This is a genomic window from Ruegeria sp. C12, assembly GCF_056537745.1.
Genome location: NZ_JBQFSA010000003.1, coordinates 126,708 through 147,318 on the forward strand (window position 1 = coordinate 126,708; position 20,611 = coordinate 147,318).

General features: G+C 63.1%; 16 protein-coding genes. 7 read left to right on the forward strand and 9 right to left on the reverse strand.

Annotated features, from left to right (window positions below):
• The first annotated feature begins 1 nt into the window (after position 1).
• Entirely contained in the window at positions 2–2,038 is a 2,037-nt protein-coding gene (pbpC, locus tag ACR0C9_RS07995) for a penicillin-binding protein 1C (RefSeq protein WP_480780748.1), read from the forward strand.
• 12 nt (positions 2,039–2,050) lie between these two features.
• Positions 2,051–2,896: a fumarylacetoacetate hydrolase family protein gene (locus ACR0C9_RS08000; RefSeq protein ID WP_170623326.1), complete on the forward strand. Its 846-nt coding sequence runs from the start codon at positions 2,051–2,053 to the stop codon at positions 2,894–2,896.
• Here ACR0C9_RS08000 and ACR0C9_RS08005 read toward each other — a convergent pair.
• The 4 genes from ACR0C9_RS08005 to ACR0C9_RS08020 are packed head-to-tail and all read right to left on the reverse strand — an operon-like array spanning position 2,893 to position 9,570.
• Positions 2,893–4,935 (reverse strand): hypothetical protein, encoded by a 2,043-nt coding sequence (locus ACR0C9_RS08005; RefSeq protein WP_480780749.1) that lies wholly within the window; start codon positions 4,933–4,935, stop codon positions 2,893–2,895. The two genes, ACR0C9_RS08000 and ACR0C9_RS08005, sit on opposite strands and share 4 nt — an antisense overlap.
• Positions 4,932–7,694, reverse strand: coding sequence for a DUF4159 domain-containing protein (locus ACR0C9_RS08010; RefSeq protein ID WP_480780750.1), 2,763 nt, complete (start codon positions 7,692–7,694; stop codon positions 4,932–4,934). Before ACR0C9_RS08010 ends, ACR0C9_RS08005 begins: the two co-directional genes overlap by 4 nt.
• Positions 7,691–8,566, reverse strand: coding sequence for a DUF58 domain-containing protein (locus ACR0C9_RS08015; RefSeq protein ID WP_170623331.1), 876 nt, complete (start codon positions 8,564–8,566; stop codon positions 7,691–7,693). Before ACR0C9_RS08015 ends, ACR0C9_RS08010 begins: the two co-directional genes overlap by 4 nt.
• A complete protein-coding gene (locus ACR0C9_RS08020; protein WP_170521152.1) occupies positions 8,563–9,570 on the reverse strand; it encodes an AAA family ATPase in 1,008 nt (335 codons plus the stop codon). Before ACR0C9_RS08020 ends, ACR0C9_RS08015 begins: the two co-directional genes overlap by 4 nt.
• Before the next feature lie 64 nt (positions 9,571–9,634).
• On the opposite strand from ACR0C9_RS08020, the gene ACR0C9_RS08025 reads away from it, so the two are divergent.
• Complete coding sequence (locus tag ACR0C9_RS08025) at positions 9,635–10,216, forward strand: DUF1285 domain-containing protein (protein ID WP_480780751.1); 582 nt, start codon at positions 9,635–9,637, stop codon at positions 10,214–10,216.
• Here ACR0C9_RS08025 and ACR0C9_RS08030 read toward each other — a convergent pair.
• The gene (locus ACR0C9_RS08030; protein ID WP_480780752.1) at positions 10,213–11,157 is read right to left on the reverse strand and encodes a DMT family transporter; all 945 of its coding nucleotides are present in this window, start codon (positions 11,155–11,157) and stop codon (positions 10,213–10,215) included. The genes ACR0C9_RS08025 and ACR0C9_RS08030 overlap by 4 nt on opposite strands.
• 175 nt (positions 11,158–11,332) lie before the next feature.
• Here ACR0C9_RS08030 and ACR0C9_RS08035 point away from each other — a divergent pair, with 175 nt between their 5' ends.
• Complete coding sequence (locus ACR0C9_RS08035) at positions 11,333–12,085, forward strand: hydroxypyruvate isomerase family protein (protein ID WP_480780753.1); 753 nt, start codon at positions 11,333–11,335, stop codon at positions 12,083–12,085.
• A 73-nt stretch (positions 12,086–12,158) separates the two neighbouring features.
• Entirely contained in the window at positions 12,159–12,389 is a 231-nt protein-coding gene (locus tag ACR0C9_RS08040) for a DUF2798 domain-containing protein (RefSeq protein WP_170453539.1), read from the forward strand.
• A 45-nt stretch (positions 12,390–12,434) separates the two neighbouring features.
• On the opposite strand, the gene polA is transcribed toward ACR0C9_RS08040, so the two are convergent.
• From polA to ACR0C9_RS08055, 3 genes are all read right to left on the reverse strand, one after another.
• On the reverse strand, positions 12,435–15,230 hold the full coding sequence (gene polA / locus ACR0C9_RS08045) for a DNA polymerase I (protein ID WP_480780754.1): 2,796 nt from the start codon (positions 15,228–15,230) through the stop codon (positions 12,435–12,437).
• A gap of 70 nt (positions 15,231–15,300) precedes the next feature.
• Positions 15,301–15,762: a hypothetical protein gene (locus ACR0C9_RS08050; protein ID WP_480780755.1), complete on the reverse strand. Its 462-nt coding sequence runs from the start codon at positions 15,760–15,762 to the stop codon at positions 15,301–15,303.
• Positions 15,763–15,853: 91 nt separating this feature from the next.
• Positions 15,854–16,030 carry a zinc-finger domain-containing protein gene (locus ACR0C9_RS08055; protein ID WP_480583615.1) on the reverse strand — a complete coding sequence of 59 codons (177 nt, stop codon included), beginning with the start codon at positions 16,028–16,030 and terminating at the stop codon, positions 15,854–15,856.
• 87 nt (positions 16,031–16,117) lie between these two features.
• On the opposite strand from ACR0C9_RS08055, the gene ACR0C9_RS08060 reads away from it, so the two are divergent.
• A complete protein-coding gene (locus ACR0C9_RS08060) occupies positions 16,118–17,107 on the forward strand; it encodes an ABC transporter ATP-binding protein (protein WP_480780862.1) in 990 nt (329 codons plus the stop codon).
• A gap of 10 nt (positions 17,108–17,117) precedes the next feature.
• Here ACR0C9_RS08060 and ACR0C9_RS08065 read toward each other — a convergent pair whose 3' ends face one another.
• Positions 17,118–17,582 carry a DUF1203 domain-containing protein gene (locus ACR0C9_RS08065; protein ID WP_480780756.1) on the reverse strand — a complete coding sequence of 155 codons (465 nt, stop codon included), beginning with the start codon at positions 17,580–17,582 and terminating at the stop codon, positions 17,118–17,120.
• Between the two features lie 109 nt (positions 17,583–17,691).
• On the opposite strand from ACR0C9_RS08065, the gene ACR0C9_RS08070 reads away from it, so the two are divergent.
• The gene (locus tag ACR0C9_RS08070) at positions 17,692–20,610 is read left to right on the forward strand and encodes an error-prone DNA polymerase (RefSeq protein WP_480780757.1); all 2,919 of its coding nucleotides are present in this window, start codon (positions 17,692–17,694) and stop codon (positions 20,608–20,610) included.
• Position 20,611: the final 1 nt, after the last annotated feature.

Consider the following 20,611-nt stretch of genomic DNA (forward strand, 5'->3'; position numbering starts at 1 on the left):
GATGCCTAGAAGCTCCGCGATATTGATGGCGCTGGCCGGTGTGCTCTATCTGACCGCCTTTGCGCGGGACCGGGCGGCGGAGTGGGTGGATGCAACCGTCCTGCCCCCGGTTCTGGCGGAAACCTCGGTCGAGATGCGGGACCGGAACGGCACGTTGTTGCGCACCTTCCCGGTCGAAGACGGGATCTGGCGACTGCGCCCCGGCGCGGTCGATCCCGCCTTTACCGACATGCTGATCCGCTACGAGGATAAACGGTTCTGGTCCCATTCCGGCGTTGATCCAATGGCGATGATCCGAGCGGCCGGGCAGGCGCTGTGGAACGGGCGCACCGTTTCGGGCGGATCGACCCTGACCATGCAGGTCGCGCGGCTGATCGAGGACGGCCCCACCGGGCGCTGGAGCGGCAAGATCCGCCAAGTTAGGGTCGCTTTGGCGCTGGAACGACGCCTGAGCAAACATCAGATTCTGGGCCTGTATCTGACCCATGCACCCTATGGCGGCAATCTGGAAGGCATCCGGGCGGGCACCCGCGCCTGGTTCGGCAAAGACCCGGTTCGCCTGACGCCTGCACAGGCTGCGTTGCTGGTCGCCCTGCCCCAATCCCCCGAAACGCGGCGACCCGACCGCGCCGCCGAGGTCGCCCGGATTTCGCGCGACCGGGTTCTGCGACGGATGCAGCGGCATGGGGTGCTGTCTGACGCCCAGATGCTCAGCGCGCTGACCGAAACGGTTCCCACGCAGATGAAGGCCTTCCCGCGCCTCGCACCTCATCTGACCGACCGGGCCCAGCGCGCAAACCCCGAGACCGAGGCGCTGGATTTGACATTGGACGCCGGGTTGCAGGCCCGGCTGGAATCGCTGGTGGCTCAGGCCGCCGATCAGGCGGGGCCGCGCATCTCCGGTGCCCTGATCGTGGCGGATCACCGTAGTGGTGAGATTCTAGCTTCGGTCGGATCGGCGGGCTATCAGGACGACCGGCAGGGCTTTGTCGACATGACCCGCGCATTGCGGTCGCCGGGGTCTACGCTGAAGCCCATGATCTATGGGCTGGCCTTCGATCAGGGGCTGGCCCATCCCGAAACCCTGATCAGCGACAGCCCGGTGATGTTCGGGCGCTATGCGCCGCGCAATTTCGATGGTGTCTTTCGGGGGGACATCCGGGTGCGTGACGCGCTGCAATTGTCACTGAACATCCCGGTGGTGCGCCTGACCGACGCGCTTGGTCCCGCGCGGGTGATGGCCGCGCTGCAACAGGCCGGAAGTGATCCGCAACTTGGCGGCGGGACACCGGGCCTTGCCATCTCGCTGGGTGGTGTGGGGCTTAGCCTGCACGATCTGGTGCAACTCTACGCCACGCTTGCGGCAGGCGGGCAAGGGCCGGTTCTGCATCATGACGCACTGGCCGAGCGGACCGAAACCGCCCGCGCCCTGTCGGACGTCGCCGCGTGGCAGGTGAGCGACGTACTGGCTGGACTCGCCCCGCCACCGGGGGCCGCCGCGCAGGGGTTGGCCTACAAGACCGGCACATCCTACGGGCATCGGGATGCCTGGGCCATTGGCTTTGACGGCCAGCATGTGATCGGTGTCTGGCTGGGCCGTGCCGACGGAACGCCGGTGCCCGGCGCGTTTGGCGGCGAACTGGCTGCGCCCCTGCTGTTCGAGGCGTTTGGGCATCTGAAACCCATCCCCGTTCCGCTGCGCCCGCCTCCCCCATCCACCCTGATTGTCGGAGCCGCCGAATTGCCGCAACCCCTGCAACGGTTTCAGCCGCGCGGGGCTGCGTTTGAAGATGACCCAAGCGCCCCTGACGTGATCTTCCCGCCAAACAATGCCGTGTTAGAGACCGACGGAGCCCCTTTGACGGTCAAGCTGCGCGGCGGGGTCGGGCCGTTTTCCCTGCTGGCCGACGGGGTTCCGGTTTTGACCGGACAGCGGCACCGTGAGTTCGAAATACCCAACCCGGGGCCGGGGTTTTCCGCGCTGGTGGTGGTTGACGCCCATGGCGCGTCTGACCGGGTTTCGGTCAGGATCGACTGAAAGGAGATCGATATGCGGACGTGGATAACCCTGGCGCTCGCGATGACGGCCTCTCAGGCAGTTGCGGACTGCGCCTCTGACGCGCAGATCGAGACCTTTGTGCGCGACTATCTCTCCAATACTGCAACCGCCGCCCTGTCGCCGGATGGAACGATGGAGGATGCGCTGTGTACCCAGGCCAAGCTGGCCGAGGTCATGGAACCGCATCTGGGCCCGGTCATCGGCTACAAAGCGGGCCTGACCAGCGCACCGGCGCAGGAACGGTTCGGGGCGTCCGAACCGGTTCAGGGTCTTCTGTATCGCGACATGATGCGGGACGATGGGGCCACGGTTCCGGCGAATTGGGGGGCCCGACCCGTATTCGAGGCCGACCTGATCCTTGTCGTCGGCGACCCCGCGATCAATCAGGCCACAACGCCCGAGGAGGTCATCCGCAACGTCTCGGCCATTCGCCCGTTCATCGAACTGCCCGATCTGACACTGGCCGAGGGGCAACCCATCACGCCTGTGACCCTTACGGCCATCGGTGTGGGGCCGAAACTGGGCGTGTTAGGCTCGGAAATCGCCGTAACGGACCCATTGGCCATGACAACGGCGCTGGGTGACATGACGGTCACGCTCAGCGCAGCAGATGGCGAAATACTGGCGCAAGCGCCGGGGCGGGCAGTTCTGGGGCATCCGGCCAATGCCGTGATTTGGCTGACCTCCAAAGGCATCACCTTTAAGCCCGGCGACATGGTTTCAGTCGGTTCTTTTGGTCCGCTGTTTCCGCCGGCCAAAGGCAAAGGCGGCGCGTCCGTCAGCTATGAGGGTCTGCCGGGGAACCCATCGGTCAGCGTTATTTTCAGCGAAGACTAACGACGGCCTTCGCGCAGCCAACCACCCAGCAGGAACCCACCCGCCAGCAACAGAACCAGCCAAGGCGGCAGCAACCCGGCCTGCGTGACATCGCGAGTCTCATAAGCCTCGCGCGGGGTCAAACCGATCCAGCCGCGTCCCGCCGCAGGACGCCCGGCCCGGACATTGCGGATCGAGGGCAAGCCATCTTCCAGCCGGATCACCCCGCCACGCATCTGCGCGATTACAGGATCAAGCACATCGCCGGTGGCGATGGTGCGTTCAAATTCCTTGGGTGCAGCGGGGCCAAGGCCGATCACCGCCATCAACTCGCCTTCCTGCAAGCGGTAGAGGCCGATCTCAGGCCCGAAATACTGCGCTTCGAACCGGCCCGGAGTGACCTCGTCCAGCGTGATCTCAAGCGTCTCGCCATTGGGGCGGGTGATTGTGACCGGCCCGACCTCATCCTCAAGCGTCTGACGGATGATGCGCATGGATTGACCATTGGCCTCGGCCCATAGCGCCTCTTCCTCAAGCTCGGGCTCTTTCATCATCCAATGGGCCAACCGGCGCAGCAGTTCTAGCTGCGGCCCGCCACCCTCGTAACCCCTGCTCCACAGCCAGGCATGGTCCGAGGCCAGCATCGCCACGCGCCCCTCGCCCACGCGGTCCAGTACCAGCAGCGGGCGTTCGTCCAGACCGGTCATCAGAACCTGACCCGAGCGCTGGTTCACATCGATCTGACGCAGCCATGCGCCCCAATCCTCGGAATCGCCCAGATTGGTGGTCACCGGATGCCGATGCCCCAGATCGCTGACCATGGGCACATAGCGTTCCTCGATCACCCGCGCCGTGGGTTGCGCGGGCAGGATGGGCGCAAGCGGTGAGCGGAAGATACTGTCTGCACTGGCGAAATCGGGACCCGCCGCGATCAGCACAGCACCGCCGCCGTTGATGTAATCGGTCACGTTATCCAGATAGATCGCGGGCAGGATGCCGCGACGTTTGTAGCGGTCAAAGATAATCAGATCGAAATCGTTGATCTTTTCCAGAAACAGCTCGCGCGTCGGGAAGGCGATCAGTGACAGTTCATCGACCGGGACGCCATCCTGCTTTTCCGGCGGGCGCAGAATGGTGAAATGCACCAGATCAACGGAACTGTCTGATTTCAAAAGGTTCCGCCATGTACGGCCACCGGGATGCGGCTCGCCCGAAACCAGCAGAACGCGCAGCCGGTCGCGCACGCCGTTCATCTGGATCAGCGCAGTGTTGTTGCGGTCGGTCAATTCGCCTTCGGCCTGCGGGACCGAGAACTGGATCACGTTGCGCCCGCCATGGGGCAGCGTGATCGGCAGTTCCACATCCACACCGATCGGAATGCGGAACTCTTCCGCCTCTCCACCGTCGACCGAGATCTGAAGCGGCGCGTTGGGCGCGCCGCCCGGCGCGGCACCGCTGTCCTCGACACGCAGGGTCAGGGTCACAGGCTCACCGATAATGGCAAAGGCGGGTGCGTTGCGGACGATCAGCCTGCGGTCCCAGTCGTTTTCGCGCCCGGTTTGCAGCAGATGCAGGGGCGCAGGCAGGTCCGGGGCCTGATCGACATCGTGCACGATCCCGTCCGAGACGACCAGAACGCCCGCAATCCGTGCGCGCGGTTCCTCGGCCAAAGCGGCGTTGACGGCGGCCATCACCTGCGTACCCTCATCACCGTCCCCGTCGCCAACGCGAATGCGGCGCAGCTCGGTGTTGTCGCGGGATTCGATCTCGGCGGCCAGCGCCTCGGCGGCCTCGGCAGTTTGATCCGCGCGGTCGGAAAGCGTCTGACTGGCGCTTTCATCCTTGATCATCAGAACAATGTCGGTCAGCGGCGCGCGGTCTTCGATCTGATACACAGGACCGGCCAGCGCGGCGATCAACACCAAAGCCGCCAGGCCCCGCAGCGCCCAGCCGGACAGGCCGCGCCAGACGGCCAGAATCACCCCGCCAACCGCAAGCGCGGCGACAATGGCCAGAACGGGCCATGGGATCAGCGGATCGAATATGACGGTTCCGGTCATTGTCCCAACCTGTCCAGCAGAGCAGGCACATGCACCTGATCGGATTTGTAATTCCCGGTCAGCACATGCATCACCAGATTGACGCCAAAGCGGCTGGCCAGTTCGCGCTGACGCTCACCCGCATAGCCGCGACCCACCGGCAGCAGGGCCTGCCCGTTGCGGTCCACCGCCCAGGCCCCGGCCCAGTCATTGCCGCCGATCACCACCGGCGTCACATTGTCGTTGAGGTTACGGAAGGGCATCCCCTCGATCTGTTCCGCATCCAACGGCGCGGCTTCGACCCAGACCTCGGTGCCTGAATAACGGCCCGGGAAGTCCTGCAGCAGATAGAAGGTCCGCGTCAGGACATGGTCTCGGGGAATCGGCTCTAACGCGGGAATATTCAGCGGCCCGGCCAGTTGTTGCAGCTTGCGCCCATTGGGGCTTGAGGCCCCGAACCCTGCGATATCGGCGTCCCGCGTGTCGAACAGGATCATCCCGCCCGAGCGCAGATAGGCGTTCAGCTTGGCATAAGCCTCGGCTGAGGGCTGCGACTGATCAGGCGTGATCGGCCAATAGAGCAGCGGGAAAAAGGCAAGCTCATCGCGTTCCAGATCCACGCCGATGGGTTCCGCCGGTTCCACGGATGTGCGGTAGAACAGCGTTTGCGCCAGCCCGCGCAGGCCCGCCTGCGCGATATCGTCCACCTGAGGATCCCCGGTCAGGACGTGGGCCAGAACCAATTCATGGGTGGCGGCCAGGGCGAAATCTGTCTCATCCGGCGTTTGCGCCTGTGCCTCGGGCACCAGCAGCATGGCCGCAAGGGCCGCTGCGGTCGCCTTGGCCAGACCCAACCGACCCGACAGCGCGAGTGAGGCGATCACGTCGATGGTCAACAGGATCAGCGCAAGGCTGAGCAGCAGGCCGCCCAACGGCGTCTCGGTCGTGACCTCCTGCCCCCGGATCGGCACGTCCGAGGGCCAGACCACCGGGCTCAGCACCGACTCCTCGGACAGAACGTTGCGCGCCAGCTTCTGCTTGCCGCTTTCATATAGGCCCGGGCGAATGTCGGGGCCGATCTGACCCGAGACAAGTTCCACCCCGTCCACACCGGCCAATGTGCCCGCGTCGGACAGCACGCCAAAGCCGTCCATGATCTGAACCGGCTCCCACGTGGTGCCTTGCAACTGTTCCACTTGCCGGGATTTGGCCGCCGAGGCGACAGCCAGACGGTCCAGCATTTCCACGAACAGGCCCGACAACGGCAGGCTGGACCATTCCGCATCCGCCGTCACGTGGAACAGCACGACCTGCCCCAAACCCAGCGCCTTGCGCGTAACCAGTGGTGTTCCGTCCGACAGCGACGCAATCACCCGATCCGCCAGATTAGGGTCTGGTTGCGCCATGACCTGCGTTGAAACCACAACATCACCCGGAATCTGCAACCCGTAGAAGGGCGAGTCTTCGGGGAACGGGGCCAGCGTCTTGGCCTCACCCCAACTCATCGCGCCGCCGACGGTGCGACCGCCGCTGCGCAGCCTTACCGGCAACAGCGTATCTTCCTCATCGCGGCCCAGATCGCTGGCGGCCATACGTGGCCCGGCAAAGCGCAGCAGCAGCCCGCCCTGTTCGACCCATGCGGTAAGATCAGCCTCTTCCATGGCCGACATCTGGGCGACATCCGACAGAACGATGACATCCGGATTCGCAGGCAAAACCTCAAGCAACCCGCCTTCGACAAAATCCGCTGTGGGGACCAGCACCTGAGTCAGGTAGTGCAAGGGTGATAGCAACTCCAACCCTTCGCGGTTGATCGATCCGGCAATCAGCGCGACCTCGCGCCGACGCAGGCTGTCATCGGTCAGGGTGACGGCCCCGGCGGAACGCTGGCCCTGAAGCTCGAACCGGGTGATCCGGGCGCGTAGTTCAGAAGGCAAAGCCAGTTCGATCCGCGCGTCGGTTGCGCCATTCTCAAAGGTCATTTCTGCGGATTGCAGAACGCGCGCTGTCCCCGCCGGGTCGCGACCCTGTGCCAGAACGGTGACGCGCTGTTCCGATCCGGGTTCGGCCCGCAGCGCGGTCAGTTGGATCACCCCGTCCTGATAGGCCGCGGGCAACAAAGCAACTGCGCCAAAATTGGGCTGATACACCGTGACCTCGCCACGGGATTGCAGATCAGACACTAAATCGGCGTGACCCTCATAGCTCAGCCGGTCGCTGAACCAATGGGTGTCAAAACCGCCTTCGACCTGCTCTAGCGCCGCAAAGACCTGTGCGATCTGCGTTGCGGTCGGTTGCCACGGGTTCGGTGCCAGCCCCGGCAAACGGTTCCGCCATGCCTCAGCCGCCTGAAACACCGGCGTTTCCGGCTCGGTCAGGCGCAGGATCGAGACAGGACGCCCTGCACGCCCGGCCTCGGTCAGTTGCGCATCGATCTGGTCCAGCGTCGCCGACCAGCGCGTCGCCCCGGCCCAGCTTGCATCCAGCACCAGCAGCAACGGCCCGGTGCCCGTCTGATCGCGTGAAGGGTTCAGGACCGGCCCCGCCAGCCCAATGATGATCGCCGCCGCCGCCAGCATGCGCAGCATGAGCAGCCACCACGGGGTGCGATCCGAGACGCTTTCGTCATCCTTCAACCCCAGCAGCAAAGTTACCGCCGGGAACAAGCGCCGGATCGGCGCGGGCGGCACGGCGCGCAGGATCAGCCACAGGATTGGCAGGGTCAGCAGACCCAACAGCACCCATGGGGCGGTAAAGCCGATGCCCGCCAGAACCGTCATCGCATGCCCCCGTCCAGCGCCCGGTAGAGCCATAACAGAGCCGCTTGTGCGCTGTCTCCGGTGTGGTGCAGGCCCAGTTGCCAGCCAGTTGCGCGGCACAGTTGGGTCAGCGCGTCCTTACGCTGTGCCAACCGGTCCAGATATCGATCACGCAGGTCTCCGGCCTTCAGCGTCTCGTGCCGGGTCGTGCCGCCGACACTTTCAAAGATGGTGCGGCCGCGATAGGGGAAGCTCTCTTCGCTTGGGTCCAACACCTGCAGGATCACACCCCGCACGCCCCGGTCGGCGGCCTTGGTCAAGGCCAGTTCGACCTCATCCATCGGGCCGAGGAAATCGGAGATGAAAACAGCCCGCGCATGCGGGATCATCGCCCGGTGTTCGGGCGGGGCATAGTCAGGTTCGGCATCCTCGGACCACGCCTGCGCCAGCCGGATGATCTGCGCATTGCCGCGCCGGGGCGGCAGGGTGGTCCCGGTCAGGCCCACACGCTCGCCCCCGCGCACCAATAGGATCGAGGTTGCCAATCCCAGCAAACGCGCCCGGTCGGCCTTGGTCGGCAACTCTTTGTTCGACGCAAAGCGCATCGAGGCACCCTGATCGACCCACAGCATCACCGATTGCGCAATCTGCCATTCGCGTTCGCGCACAAATTGCTGATCACCGCGCGCTGATCGCCTGTGATCGATCATCCGCCGACTGTCACCGATCTGTGCCGGGCGGTACTGCCAGAAATCATCGCCCAACCCCGAGCGTCGCCGCCCGTGGTCACCCAGCAGGACGGTCCCGGCCAGATGTTCGGCACGCGCCAACAGGGGCGGCAGCCGGGACGCCTCGGCCTCGGATCTTTCGCGAAGGGTCAGCGCGGCATTCACGCCGCGGCCTCGGTCCGGATCAGACCGGCGGCGGTGGATTCGATCAGTTCAGACAAGCTGTCGCCGCGTGCCCGCGCCGCAAAGTTCAGCGCCATACGGTGGCTCAGGACCGGGCGGGCCATATCCAGCACATCCTCGGCATTCGGGGCCAGCCGCCCTTGCAGCATCGCGCGCGCTCGCACGGTCATCATCAATGCCTGCGCCGCACGCGGGCCGGGGCCCCAGGCGACGGTTTCGGCGACACGTTCCGAGGCTCCGGGCTCATCAGGGCGGAAGGCGCGGACCAGATCGAGGATCAATTCGACGACCGAGTCCCCAACCGGCATCCGACGCAGCAGGACCTGCGCGGCCAGCAACTCTTCCTTGGTGAAAATCTGATGCGCCGCGTCCTCTTCGACGCCTGTTGTCGCCAACAGAATATCCCGCTCGGTCTGGCGATCCGGGTATTCGACGTCGATCTGAACAAGGAACCGGTCCAGTTGCGCCTCGGGCAGCGGATAGGTGCCCTCTTGCTCAATCGGGTTCTGCGTGGCCAAAACGTGGAAGGGCACACCTAACGAGCGATCCTCGCCCGCCACGGTCACCGTGCGTTCCTGCATCGCCTGCAGCAGCGCCGACTGGGTGCGTGGGCTGGCGCGGTTGATCTCATCCGCCATCAGCAACTGGCAAAAGATCGGACCCGAGATAAAGCGGAAATGACGGGTGCCGTCATCGGCGGTGTCCAGAACCTCGGAACCCAGAATATCGGCGGGCATCAGGTCGGGCGTGAACTGGATACGGTTGCCATGCAGGCCCATCACGGTCGACAGCGTCTCGACCAAACGTGTCTTGCCCAGACCGGGCAAACCGATCAACAGCGCATGCCCACCGCACAGAAGCGCGGTCAGGGTCAGCTCCACGACCCGTTCCTGCCCGATGAAGCGGCGAGTGATCGAGGACTTGGCCTCTTGCAGTTTTGTTTCCAGCGCTTCGATCTCGGACACGAGGTCGGCAGGTTCGGTCATGACTTTCCCTTCCGTGGACTATTATAAATGAAGTGTATCGCGCTAAGAGGAAATGGCAAAAGCAATGAGCGGACAAAAACCTGTGAAACCTTCGCCGGATGGTCTGGCTGCATCAGTCAAAGCGGCCAAAACCAAGGGTTTACCGCCCGTTCACCTGTGGAATCCTCCGTTTTGCGGCGATCTGGACATCCGGATCGCACGGGATGGTACCTGGAGTTACTTAGGGTCGCCGATCAACCGGTTCGAGTTGGTAAAGCTATTTTCCTCAATTCTTAAGAAAGATGGCGACAGATACTACCTCGTCACCCCGGTCGAAAAGGTGGGAATCACTGTCGAGGACGCGCCGTTTGTCGCCGTGGACTTTGACCAAACAGGCGACGGCGCGGCGCAAGAGCTGACATTCACAACCCATGTGGGCGATACGGCAGTGGCCGGGCCGGACCACCCCATCCGCATTGTCACCGATCCCGAAACAGAGGAACCCGCACCCTATATATTGATCCGCGCCAACCTTGAGGCGCGCATCGACCGCAAAAGTTTTTACCGGCTGGTCGATATCGGGACCGAGCACGAGGGGTGGTTCGGTGTCTGGTCCGGCGGGCAGTTTTTCCCGTTGATTGCGGCAGAGGCACTGACCGACGTTTAGGCCGGGCGCGGGAACCTGCGGTCCTGCGCGACCACCACCGCCAAAGCAACGATCCCCGCGCCCAGCGCGCGTGTCCAGTCCCATGCCTCGCCCAGCACCAGCATGATGATCATGACGTAGAAGGGCGCGACATTGATGTGGAACGAGGTCAGCGCGACGCCCATTTTGCCAACAGCGGCAATGAAGAACACCTGGCTGATGCCCATTGAGACCAGCGCGTAAAGCACCAGCATCCCGCCTTGGGCAAAATCAACGGGCCGTGAGGGGCGCAGATCAAACCCAAGCAGATACGCCCCCAACAGCAGCACTGCCGCCATCATCAACGCGCCGACGAAGGTGATCGTCGATCGGCCCATCTGACTGAGTTCAGGGAAGTCGCGCGCTGTGGCCATGCTGCCCCAGCAGAACAGAAACGTGGATACAACCGCGCAGGCCGCCCCCAGACCCAGTTGTGCCGGTGCCAGCGCACTGGTGGCGATGATCCCTCCGATGATCGAGACCAGGACGCCGAGGGCAAAGTTCCATCGCAGGCGTCGCGTGCCGGTTGCCATTTCAAGCAAAGTGGCGGCCAAAGGCGCGCAAGATGCGATGATCGCCACCGTCACCGGATCGGTCAGCTTTTGCGCCAGCAGGATCAGGAACATGCCGCCGCCGAACCCCACCGCTCCGACATACAGCGCCCGGCCCCAGCGGGCGTTCAGCACCCGCGCCGGACCGTCAAGCCAGATCCAGATCGGAACCATAACGGCCAAAGCCAACGCCATCCGCGCCGCAAACAGCGCAATCGGAGGCCAGCTGTGCAACAGGACCTCTGCCGCTGGAAACCCCGCTGCCCATGTCAGCATCGACGCGACCGCCAACCCGTTGCCGGACAGCGCAGCATTGCGGTCAGCGGGCAAAGATAATGCGGTCCCGCGCGCGGGGTCAGGGCTGTAAGCCATAAAGATCGGGCCTTTTTTGTCAAAGCGGCGTCGGAAATGATTCGCCACATTAAGGCGGATGGTCCCTCAGACCCGATCCTCGATCTGGTCGATTTTCGACAATCTGTCGTTTTCAGTCACTTTCCTGAAAACCGCCCGCCCGCTAAGGTCCGGGAACCAAACACCTGAACCGCTCATGCCCAGATTTGCCGCCAATCTCTCGCTGCTCTTTGCCGAGCTGCCCTACCTGGATCGCTTTGCCGCCGCAGCCGAGGCCGGGTTCATGGCGGTCGAGATTCTGTTCCCCTATGATCTGGCCGCGAAAGAGACCCGCCGCGCCCTGCTGGCCAATGGGCTGGAACTGGTTCTGATCAACGCCCCACCGCCCAACTACACCGGCGGGCAGCCCGGTTACGCAGCACTGCCCGGCGGCGAGGCGCGGTTTCAATCCGATATCCGCCGGGTTCTGCGCTACGCCGACGCGCTGCGCCCGAAGATCATCCATATCATGTCCGGCTATGCGTCCGGGCCACAGGCGATGGCCAGCTTCGTGCAAAACCTGCAATGGGCGGCCGAGATCGCGCCCACCCAGCAGTTCACCATCGAGCCGCTGAACCCGGTGTCCCAACCGGGCTACTTCCTGAACGACTACGCGCTGGCGGCCGAGGTTCTGGACCAGGTGGATCGCCGCAATATCGGTCTGCAATATGACAGCTTTCACGCCGATATGATCCATGGCGACGCGTTGGCCGTCTGGGATCAATACCATGACCGCGTGGTGCACGCTCAGATCGGGGCCGCGCCGGGTCGGTCGGAACCCGGCAGCGGACACACGGATTTCGACAGGCTTTTCAGTGCGATGGACAATAGCGGCTATGCTGGGTGGGTCAGCGCGGAATACACGCCTTCAACGCGCCGGACCGAGGAGTCGCTGGGCTGGATGCGGTAGTCTGACAGCAACCACTGGCATTTGCGGCCAAAATACCCCACATGTTGCCAAGGCCAATGAACGGATGATGCCCATGACCGCCGCCCGCTTATCGCATGTCGTGTTTTGCCTGATCATGTCAGGGCTGATGTCCTGCATCGTAACCGGTATTGCGACGGTCAAGGCCGTGGGGCTGGGGCCCACCACCGTCTCGGACTGGATGGCCTCGTGGATGTTCTGCTGGCCCATCGCCTTCGCGGTCATTGTGGTTCTTGGGCCTGCAGTGAAACGGCTGGTGGACCGACTGGTCAGGCCCAAAGCCTGACCCGCTGCGAAGAGGGCCCGCCGGGCCTGATGAGCAGCGCTTTCCTTAATGCGCTTCGGCCCAGTTGGCCCCCTGCCCGGCATCCACCTCCAGCTTCACATCCAGCTTGACGGCCGGGTCCGATGCACCCTCCATCACGTCGCGCGCCACACCGATCACCTGATCCACCGCATCTTCGGCCACTTCAAACAGCAATTCGTCATGCACCTGCAACAGCATCCTGGCAGGCAGCCCGTTGATCGCATCCGGCATCCGCACCATCGCGCGCCGGATCACATCCGCCGCCGTCCCCTGAATCGGCGCGTTGATCGCCGCCCGGCGCGAAAACCCGGCATGTGGCCCCTTGGCATTGATCTCGGGCGTATGGATTTTCCGCCCGAACAGGGTCTGCACGTAGCCATGTTCCTTGGCAAAGGCGACCGTATCGTCCATGTACTGGCGAATGCCCGGGAAGCGCTCGAAATACCGGTCAATGAACCCCTGCGCCTCGGCCCGGGGGATGCGCAGGTTGCGCGCCAGACCAAAGCCCGAGATACCATAGATCACACCAAAGTTGATCGCCTTGGCCTGACGGCGGATATCCGGCGTCATCTCGTCCAGCGGCACGTCAAACATCTCAGACGCGGTCATGGCGTGAATGTCCAACCCATCCGAGAATGCCTGTTTCAGCGCATCAATCCCGGCGATATGCGCCAATATCCGTAGTTCGATCTGGCTGTAGTCGAGGCTGACCAGCACATTGCCCGGCTCGGCAATAAACGCCTCGCGAATGCGCCGCCCCTCTTCAGTGCGCACGGGGATATTCTGCAGGTTCGGATCGGTCGAGGCCAGACGCCCCGTGCTGGCCCCGGTGATCGAATAAGACGTATGCACCCGCCCGGTATCGGGGTTGATATGGGTCTGCAAAGCATCCGTGTAGGTCGATTTCAGCTTGGACAGTTGCCGCCAGTCCAGCACCCGGCGCGGCAATTCATGCTCGGTCGCCAGATCCTCAAGCACATCCGCCCCGGTCGAGTATTTCCCGGTTTTCCCCTTCTTGCCGCCTTCCAGCCCCATTTTGTCGAACAGGATCTCACCCAGCTGCGCGGGTGAGCCGACGTTGAAATTCTCACCGGCCAATTCGTGGATTTCAGCCTCTAACCCGGCCATTTTCTGGGCAAATGCGTTGGACATGCGGCTGAGAACATCGCGGTCAACCTTGATGCCATGCATCTCCATCTCGGCCAGCACCGGCACCAGCGGGCGCTCGAGGGTTTCATACACCGTCGTCACCTGCACCTGATGCAGTTGCGGCTTGAACAGCTTCCACAGCCGCAGGGTGATATCGGCATCCTCGGCGGCATAGGCCGTAGCCTCTTCAATCGGCACCTTGTCGAAGGTAATCGCCGATTTGCCCGAACCCAGCAGCGGTTTGATCGGGATCGGCGTGTGGCTCAGATACCGTTCGGACAGCGTGTCCATGCCATGCCCATGCTCACCGCCATGCATCGCGTAAGACATCAGCATCGTGTCATCGATGGGGGCCACGTCGATGCCGTAGCGCGCGAAAATCTTGGTATCATACTTCATATTCTGCCCGATTTTCAAGATCGACGGGTCTTCGAATACCGGTTTCAGCAGGGTTAGAGCCTCATCCAGCGGCATCTGTCCCTCGGCCAGCGCGTCCGAGCCAAACAGATCATCGGTCGCGCTTTGCCGGTGGATCAACGGGATGTAACAAGCCTCGCCCGGCTCAATGCACAGCGAAATGCCGACCAGATCGGCGATCATCTCATTCAACCCGGTGGTCTCGGTGTCCACCGCAACCCAGCCGCGCTCATAGGCCTGATCGATCCATTTTTGCAGCGCCCCGGCATCGCGCACGCATTCGTATTTCGAGGCATCAAACGGGATAACCTCGGCTTCAACTTCTTCGACCGGCGCAGGCGCGTCGGCAATCACCGGAGCCTCAGCCCCCAACTTATCCGCGATGCGCTTGGTGAGGGTGCGGAACTCCATCTCGGCCAGAAACGCCAGCAACTTCTCCGGCTCGGGGTCTTTCACCTCAAGATCGTCCAAGGTGAAATCCAGAGGCGTCTGCTCATCCAGTTGCACCAGCTTCTTCGACAATTCGATCTGGTCGCGCTTTTCGATCAGGGTCTGGCGGCGCTTGGGCTGCTTGATCTCTTCGGCGCGGTCCAGCAGGGTTTCCAGATCACCATATTCATTGATCAACAACGCCGCCGTCTTGATCCCGATCCCCGGCGCGCCCGGCACGTTATCCACCGAATCCCCGGCCAGCGCCTGCACATCGACCACCCGTTCCGGCCCGACGCCGAATTTCTCGAGCACCCCGTCCCGGTCGATGCGCTTGTTCTTCATCGCATCCAGCATTTCCACGCCGTCGCCGACCAGTTGCATCAGATCCTTGTCGGAACTGACGATGGTCACACGACCCCCGGCCTCACGCGCCTGAACGGCCAGCGTGGCGATGATGTCGTCGGCCTCATAGCCCTCAAGCTCCTTGCAGGCGATGTTGAACGCTTTCGTCGCCTCGCGGGTCAGGGGCATCTGCGGGCGCAGATCCTCGGGCATCGCCTCGCGGTTGGCTTTGTAGAGATCGTACAGATCATTGCGGAACGTGTGCGAGCCCTTGTCGAAAATCACCGCCACATGGGTCGGCGCATCTGGCCCGGCGTTCCCTTCGACATATTTCTGCAGCATGTTGCAGAACCCCGAAACCGCCCCGATCGGCAGCCCATCGGATTTGCGCGTCAGCGGAGGCAGCGCGTGATAGGCCCTGAAAATAAAGGCCGATCCGTCGATCAGATGCAGGTGACACCCTTTTCCGAAATTGCTCATGCGCGCTCTCCCTGTCGGTCAGGGATGGTTCTGCCACAGGGGCAGGCGACTGACCAGTCAGGAACGTGGGTTAACCACCAAAGAGGCCGCTGAAAACGTCCGAGAAGCTGTTCAGAAGCGCCATGATCACCAGCACGCCAAGGAAGGCGAAAAAGGCAAAGGCGAAGAACTGGAACAGGATCGCACCGATGCCAACGCAGACACCCGCGATAGCAGGGCGCATCCGTTCGTGGCGCAGAATGCCAATTACCGAGACAACAATCGCCAGCCCGCCCAGCATGGCCACGCCGATTTGCAGGAAATCGTCCAGATCGCGGGTTTGGGCGACCGGTTCAGGCTGTTCCAGCCCAGCGGCAGCGCGGAGGGTCGATTTTCCAATCTCGGCGGCCAGTTCCCCCAGCGACACGCCGGTTGATTGCTGCGGCGCAAACGGCCCGGCCCAGAACACAAACAGCGCGGCAAACAACGCCATCGCCGCCAGGCAAAACCCGATCCAGCCAAAAACCGGGCTGGCGTTCTGTTTAGCAGTCATGTCGGTCATCGCACTCACCCGCGTTGGTCCCACCAAAGAGTTACCATGAGAAACGCGGCAAGATTTCGGCAGCGACCGAAGCAGCGGACGATCAGCCTTGCTCTGTGCCCCTCAGAACATATTTGCAGTCGCAATAGGGGCATTCGACCCAGCCGGTATCCTCGGGGATCTGCAACCAGACGCGCGGATGACCCAATGCGCCCTCACCCCCGTCACAGGCGACACGGGTGGTTTCGACGATCCTGGTTTCCGGGGCTTCGATGGTCACGGCTGGCGATCCTTCTGCGGTTGTCGGCCTCGCGGGCATGTACTAGGTGCGTTTATGAGCGATGAGCAAACCGGGGGCAAGAGCCACATGGCCGATGCGGCAATCAGGATCGAAGGGCTGCGCAAGACCTATCGCGGCGGCAAGGGCCAGCCCGAGAAACAGGCGCTGAAAGGTATTGATCTGACCATCCCGCGCGGGTCGGTCTTTGGGCTTCTGGGGCCAAACGGGGCCGGGAAATCGACGCTGATCAATATTCTGGCGGGGCTGGTGGTGAAATCCTCGGGCAATGTGTCGATCTGGGGCTTCGATCAGGATCAGAACCCGCGCCAATCCCGCGCCGCCATCGGCGTGATGCCGCAGGAACTGAACCTCGACCCGTTCTTCACCCCACGCGGCGCGCTAGAGGTTCAGGCCGGGCTGTATGGCGTGCCCAAAGCGCAACGCCGCAGCGATGAGATCCTCGAACTGGTCGGCCTCAGCGACAAAGCCGAGGCCTATGCCCGCACCCTGTCGGGCGGGATGCGCAGGCGGTTGCTGTTGGCCAAGGCGCTGGTGCATCATCCCAAAGTGCTGGTGCTGGACGAACCCACGGCGGGCGTGGATATCGAGCTGCGCCAGATGCTGTGGGCCAATGTGCGCAAGCTGAACGAACAGGGCATGACCATCATCCTGACCACGCACTATCTGGAAGAGGCGCAGGAGATGTGCGACCAGATCGCCATCATCAACCACGGTGAAAAGATCGCGCAGGACAGCACCGCAAACCTGCTGGGCCGCATGGACAGCCGCACCATGGTGATTGTCCCCGACCGTCCTGTCACCGATTTGCCCGCAACCGAGGGCGTCGAAGCCACCCTGCGCGACGATGGCAATCTGGTGTTGAACTACCGCAGCGCCCAAACCAGCGCCGAGCAGGTTCTGGAATCCGTCCGCGCCGCAGGTATTCGCATTCGCGATGTCCGGACCGAAGAGGCCGACCTCGAGGATGTCTTCCTTGCTCTGACATCTTCGCGCGCCAATGAACCGGCCGAGGATCAAGACCAGCCGCGCCGGGGGATGCACCGGGTCAGGCTCTAGGGTCCTGACCCTAGGCCCGGTCGATCCGCGCCTGATAGCAGTTGTTGCGGGCAGAGCGGACGTGGATATAGGCAATCTCTGGTCGGGCAAAGATATCCCGGACCTTTGCGCCAATCTGATCCGTAGGCGTGATCGCCCCGGTGCCATAAACGATCCGGTTGTCCGCACCATACCCCTTGATCAGATAGTCCGGCGAGGTGGTCAGGATCTCTGGCAGTTCCGCTCCCTCGTACCGCTCGCACGGGGCGGCGCACAGGAATATCGGGCCGGTTTCTGCATAGGGATGTGTCTCTAAAAAGGGTCTATGCGCCAGGATCAGCATCTCTTCGCCTTCCGGAATGTTGCGCAGGCAATGGCGGCAGGGATTGCCGGCGCCGGTCGAAACGGCCCGCTCGGGCGGGACACCATAGGCATCCGGGCCGCCTGCCTGAAGGGCGCGGACATCGTCGGTGGATAATGCGGTGATCTTGAACATATCGGGCCTCCTTTTTCCTGACCCTGCCCGCCTCATCGGCCTCAATCGACCCGTTTCCTGCGCAAAGGACTCGAAAAAGAACAAAACGTGAATATAATGTGGAATCGTCATGTATGCCGAGCTGTCGATCACGTCGAACTTCACCTTCCTCACCGGGGCCTCTCACCCCGAGGAGTATATGGAGCGTGCCGTCACCCTGAACCTGCCCGCCATCGCCATTGCCGATGACAACTCGGTCGCCGGAATCGTGCGCGCCCATACCCAAGGGCGCGAGATCGCCCGCAAGGTCCGCGAGCGGCTGGAGTGGGAGGCGCAGAACACCTCCATCGGCCCGCCCTGCCCGGACCATATCCCCAAACCGCCCTCTTACCCCATCCATGCGGTGCCCCGCCTGATCCCAGCCGCGCGACTGATCTTTACCGATGCACCTACTGTCACCGCCCTGCCCTTGAACCGGCAGGGCTGGGGCAACCTGTGCCGTATCCTGTCGGCGGGCCGCCTGCGCGCCGAGAAAGGCGATTGCATCCTGCACCTGTCCGATCTTTTGGAGTTTTCCGACGGTCTCCACCTGCTGCTCTGGCCACAGGCGGATCGACCCCCGGGCGGCGCGAGCCCTTGGCGGACACAGGCGCAGCAGCTGACGCGCCGCTTTGCCGGGCGGATGCATCTGTTGATGCACCCCCGGTATGATGGCGCAGACAGCATCTATTTCTCTTTATTAGAGACTGAATCCAAACATCTCGGCATCCCCACCCTCGCCAGCGCCACGCCGATGATGCATCACGGAGCCCGCCGCAAACTGGGCGATGTGCTGACCGCCATCCGCCTGCGCCGCAAGGTGGATGATCTGGGCCGGGACGCACTGGCCAATGGCGAACAGCGCCTGCGATCCGAGGCTGAGATGCTGCGCATCTTCAAGGGGCATGAAGGGGCTGTCGCCCGCGCCCATGACCTCAGCGAACGGCTTACCTTCTCGCTGGATGAATTGCGCTATGAATACCCCAGCGAGGGCAGCGCGCAGGAAACCCCAACCGAACGCCTGCACCGTCTGGCCCATGAGGGGCTGAAATGGCGCTACCCGGCGGGCGCATCCGAGAAGGCCAGGAAGATGCTGGCCCATGAGCTCACCCTGATCGGCAAGCTGAAATACGAACCCTACTTTCTGACCGTCCGGGACATCGTCAAATTCGCGCGGTCCCGCGATATCCTGTGTCAGGGGCGCGGCTCGGCGGCCAATTCGGTGGTCTGCTACTGCCTTGGCATCACCGAGGTCAGCCCCGAACTGGGCACGATGGTGTTCGAACGCTTTGTCTCTGAGGCCCGCGACGAACCGCCCGATATCGACGTGGATTTCGAACACGAACGCCGCGAGGAGGTGATTCAGCACATCTACGACCGCTATGGCCGGGACCGCGCGGGCCTCTGCGCCACGGTGGTGCATTACCGTGGTAAACGCGCCATTCGCGAGGTTGGGCGGGCCATGGGTCTGACCGAAGACACGATCTCGGCGCTGTCCTCACAGTTATGGGGTTTCTTCTCAACCGTCGGGCTCGAGGCGCACCGGATGCGCGAGATTGGCCTCGACCCCGAAGATCGCCGCCTGAAACAGACCCTGTCTTTGGTCTATGAGATCGATGGCTTCCCCCGTCACCTGTCCCAACATGTCGGCGGGTTCATCATCACCGAGGGGCGTTTGGACGAACTTGTCCCCATCGAAAATGCCACGATGGAGGACCGCACCGTCATTTGCTGGGACAAGGATGATATCGACTCGCTTGGCATCCTCAAGGTCGATGTGCTGAGCCTTGGTATGCTGACCTGCATTCGCAAGGCGTTCGACCTGATTGGCCAGCACCACCAGACCAGCTACACGCTGGCCACCCTGCCGCCCGAAGATCCCCAAGTATACGATATGCTGTGCAAAGCGGATTCGGTTGGCGTGTTTCAGGTGGAATCACGGGCACAGATGAATTTCCTGCCCCGCATGCGGCCGCGCAATTTCTATGATCTGGTGATCGAGGTCGCCATCATCCGCCCCGGACCCATTCAGGGCGACATGGTCCACCCCTATATCCGCCGCCGGAATGGCGAGGAAGAGGTCAGCTTCCCCTCGGACGAACTGGGCGAGGTGCTGGGTAAAACGCTGGGCGTACCGTTGTTTCAGGAACAAGCGATGCAGATCGCAATTGTCGGCGCGGGGTTCACCCCGGAACAGGCCGACCGGCTGCGGCGGTCTCTGGCAACCTTCAAGAAGCATGGCAATGTCAGCGAGTTTCGCGCGCTGTTCCTGCGCGGGATGAAGCGCAACGGGTATGAACAGGATTTTGCGGAACGCTGTTTCTCACAGATCGAAGGGTTCGGGTCCTATGGCTTCCCTGAAAGCCACGCGGCCAGCTTTGCGCTGCTGGTCTATGCCTCAGCCTGGATCAAATGCCACCACCCCGGCATCTTCGCCTGTGCGCTGCTGAATTCGCAGCCGATGGGCTTCTATGCCCCCGCCCAGATCGTGCGGGATGCGCGCGAACACGGGGTGCCGGTGCGCCCGGTCTGTATCAATGCCAGCTTCTGGGACAACGTGATGGAGCCGGATGGCCAGGGCGGCTTGGCCCTGCGTCTGGGGTTCCGTCAGATCAAGGGCCTCAGCGAGGAAGACGCCAGTTGGCTGACCGCCGCGCGCGGCAATGGCTACCATCAGGTCGATGACGTCTGGCGCCGGGCGGGGTTGGGCCCGTCGGTGATCGAGCGGCTGGCCGAAGCCGACGCCTTCGCCGCCTGCGATCTGACCCGGCGCGAGGCGCTGTGGCAGGCCAAGGCGATTGCCACCGCCAAACCCTTGCCCCTGTTTTCGCAGGATCTGGAGGGCGAGGCGCTGGATGAGCCCGAAGCCTATCTGCCGCAGATGACGTTGGGCGAGCAGGTGGTCGAAGATTACGTCGCCACCCGCCTCAGCCTGCGGGCGCATCCGGTCGCCCTGCTGCGGCATCTGCTGACGCCGGATCAGCGCGACAAAACCACGCCTGTCGCGTGAC

Excerpts from the sequence above, each read along its gene's own strand:
- pbpC (WP_480780748.1), top strand. The coding sequence starts at position 2 with ATGCCTAGAAGCTCCGCGATATTGATGGCGCTGGCCGGTGTGCTCTAT.
- ACR0C9_RS08000 (WP_170623326.1), top strand. The coding sequence starts at position 2,051 with ATGCGGACGTGGATAACCCTGGCGCTCGCGATGACGGCCTCTCAGGCA.
- ACR0C9_RS08005 (WP_480780749.1), bottom strand. The coding sequence starts at position 4,935 with ATGACCGGAACCGTCATATTCGATCCGCTGATCCCATGGCCCGTTCTG.
- ACR0C9_RS08010 (WP_480780750.1), bottom strand. The coding sequence starts at position 7,694 with ATGACGGTTCTGGCGGGCATCGGCTTTACCGCCCCATGGGTGCTGTTG.
- ACR0C9_RS08020 (WP_170521152.1), bottom strand. The coding sequence starts at position 9,570 with ATGACCGAACCTGCCGACCTCGTGTCCGAGATCGAAGCGCTGGAAACA.
- ACR0C9_RS08025 (WP_480780751.1), top strand. The coding sequence starts at position 9,635 with ATGAGCGGACAAAAACCTGTGAAACCTTCGCCGGATGGTCTGGCTGCA.
- ACR0C9_RS08030 (WP_480780752.1), bottom strand. The coding sequence starts at position 11,157 with ATGGCTTACAGCCCTGACCCCGCGCGCGGGACCGCATTATCTTTGCCC.
- ACR0C9_RS08035 (WP_480780753.1), top strand. The coding sequence starts at position 11,333 with ATGCCCAGATTTGCCGCCAATCTCTCGCTGCTCTTTGCCGAGCTGCCC.
- ACR0C9_RS08040 (WP_170453539.1), top strand. The coding sequence starts at position 12,159 with ATGACCGCCGCCCGCTTATCGCATGTCGTGTTTTGCCTGATCATGTCA.
- polA (WP_480780754.1), bottom strand. The coding sequence starts at position 15,230 with ATGAGCAATTTCGGAAAAGGGTGTCACCTGCATCTGATCGACGGATCG.
- ACR0C9_RS08050 (WP_480780755.1), bottom strand. The coding sequence starts at position 15,762 with ATGACTGCTAAACAGAACGCCAGCCCGGTTTTTGGCTGGATCGGGTTT.
- ACR0C9_RS08060 (WP_480780862.1), top strand. The coding sequence starts at position 16,118 with ATGGCCGATGCGGCAATCAGGATCGAAGGGCTGCGCAAGACCTATCGC.
- ACR0C9_RS08065 (WP_480780756.1), bottom strand. The coding sequence starts at position 17,582 with ATGTTCAAGATCACCGCATTATCCACCGACGATGTCCGCGCCCTTCAG.
- ACR0C9_RS08070 (WP_480780757.1), top strand. The coding sequence starts at position 17,692 with ATGTATGCCGAGCTGTCGATCACGTCGAACTTCACCTTCCTCACCGGG.